Source organism: Candidatus Magnetobacterium casense (genome assembly GCF_019173545.1).
Lineage (GTDB): Bacteria > Nitrospirota > Thermodesulfovibrionia > Thermodesulfovibrionales > Magnetobacteriaceae > Magnetobacterium > Magnetobacterium cryptolimnobacter.
The window spans coordinates 1-2,018 of sequence record NZ_JABXWD010000524.1; the positions used below are offsets into that span (position 1 = coordinate 1).

At 51.7% G+C, this 2,018-nt stretch carries 2 protein-coding genes; one reads left to right on the forward strand and one right to left on the reverse strand.

Features of this window, described 5'->3' with window-relative positions:
• On the forward strand, nt 1-848 hold an 848-nt coding region (locus HWQ67_RS17150; protein ID WP_218253912.1), incomplete at its 5' end, for a single-stranded-DNA-specific exonuclease RecJ.
• 93 nt (nt 849-941) lie between these two features.
• Here HWQ67_RS17150 and HWQ67_RS17155 read toward each other — a convergent pair.
• The coding region (locus tag HWQ67_RS17155; RefSeq protein WP_218253913.1) for a M6 family metalloprotease domain-containing protein at nt 942-2,018 on the reverse strand (1,077 nt) is incomplete at its 5' end.

Consider the following 2,018-nt stretch of genomic DNA (forward strand, 5'->3'; position numbering starts at 1 on the left):
CGGTCATACCTCGGATCAATGCCGCCGGCAGGATGGCTGATGCCACCTCCGTGGTCAAACTGATGATCACGAGTTCCGTCGAAGAAGCCGAAACCATCGCCAGATATCTCAACAACGTCAACCTCGAAAGACAGCGTGTTGAGGAGTATGTGCTTGAGATGTCACTGATTCAGGTTAGGCGCAAGGGATTTGACAAGGTGATAACCATTGCCGATGAGGGTTGGCATGAGGGCGTGTTGGGGATAGTGGCCTCAAAGATGGTTGACCGCTACGGTCTGCCTGCCGTGGTCTTTTCGATAAAGAATGGGATAGCCAGGGGGTCGGCCAGGAGCGTACCGGAGCTGGACATCTGTGATGCCATATCCCAATGTTCGGAGTGTGTCATACAGTTTGGCGGACACAGGCAGGCGGCAGGACTTACCCTAAAGGCAGAGGATATCGACAGGTTTGAGACCCTTATCAATGAGCACGTAAAAAACACCATCGCCAACAGCAATTTTACTCCCACAATAAGCATTGATGCCGACGTCGCACTCAAAGACGTAAACGCCAAACTCCTGACCGAACTGTCAAGGCTTGCCCCCTATGGCTATGGCAATCCGGAGCCAATCCTCGGGTCAAAGGGGCTAATGGCGTTAAACCCAAGGATCGTTGGCAAAAACCACCTCAAGCTAAGACTCGGTTATAACGGTTACATCATTGACGCCATCGCCTATGACCTCGGAGGTTATCTGCATGAGCTGTCGATGCACGAACGATTCGACGCTGCCTTTACGCCAACCATCAACTCCTACAACGGCATCAGGTCCGTACAACTCAACGTAAAGGCCTTCAGACCAAGCGATTGAGTTTGTGTGGTGCCGTGATACCGGCGGTAGGTGAAACCACTCCCCCCCGGCATTGCATAGAAAATTGAAGCCGTCAAATTGTCTTACGTGTATTTAGTCTGAATCGCTGAATTGTCTGCGTCTTACCCTGTACATGACGATAGAGGAGAGTGTTATAATCCCTGCGATTGACCACGCATCCAGTGTGGGAACAGTGTACACTTTGCTGAAAACGGCCGTCATCGTCGTTGCCGTTGCAGAGATGGCGCTGATTGAGACCCAACTTAATGTACCGTTATATAGATTGGTGTTTGGTGTTGATGCGGCATTAAACGTGGTGGCATTACCTGCGTACCAGAGGTTGGTATTTAAGCCGTAGTTGCCTGCCGACATCTGATATTTGTCTGCCGTTTCTATATGTACCAGGCGGTGGGAGTCATTGTCGTTATTCGACATACTTGTATCGACATGAAAGATGGCCAATCCACCCCCAAAACCTGCCCCTAACCAATTCTCAAGCCCCAGGTCGTATCCTGCGGCCTGTCTGTTTTCAACGATAAAGTATTCGTTAGCGTTAGCCGTTGTTGCCCTGTAGACGGTGTTGGCAGATGTTGCATTTGTATGGCCTGCCGCCGTTATGGACACGGTACCGTCTCCTACGGCTCCATCGACCCAACCGCGGATATACTTGCTGTAGGCACAGGGTAAGACGGGTGTTGCTCCCGACCACGTATCAGTGCTTGCCTTCCCCCAACTCCCTGCAGCCATGAGACCAAATGCACCTATGCCCTCGGAGGAGTAGTCCGTGTCGTACAGGTCTACCCACTTGAAGATCAGATGCCCCAACTCATGCACCATGATCCCCATTGTAGCTTGATGCGCATTGGCAACGCCATTTGTCTTGTGTACCTCACCAAACATGCCATATCCTCCAGCCCCGCTGTGATATGCCCCCACGGTCTTACCATCCACCACGGGCGGTGCAACGTTGGAGATAGACCACTGATGTCCCCACACATTAGGCGTCGCGGGAGTTGCCGAGTAGGATGCCTCGTACCCAGCCGCTATTATTACAACAGCCAACTCGTTGGTATCGACATAGCCATCGTTATTTGTGTCGTAGGTGGCAAAGTTGACAGAAGCGTCTGCTGCAAGAATTGCGTCTTTTGCTAACTGTTGGTTGGCTGTGCC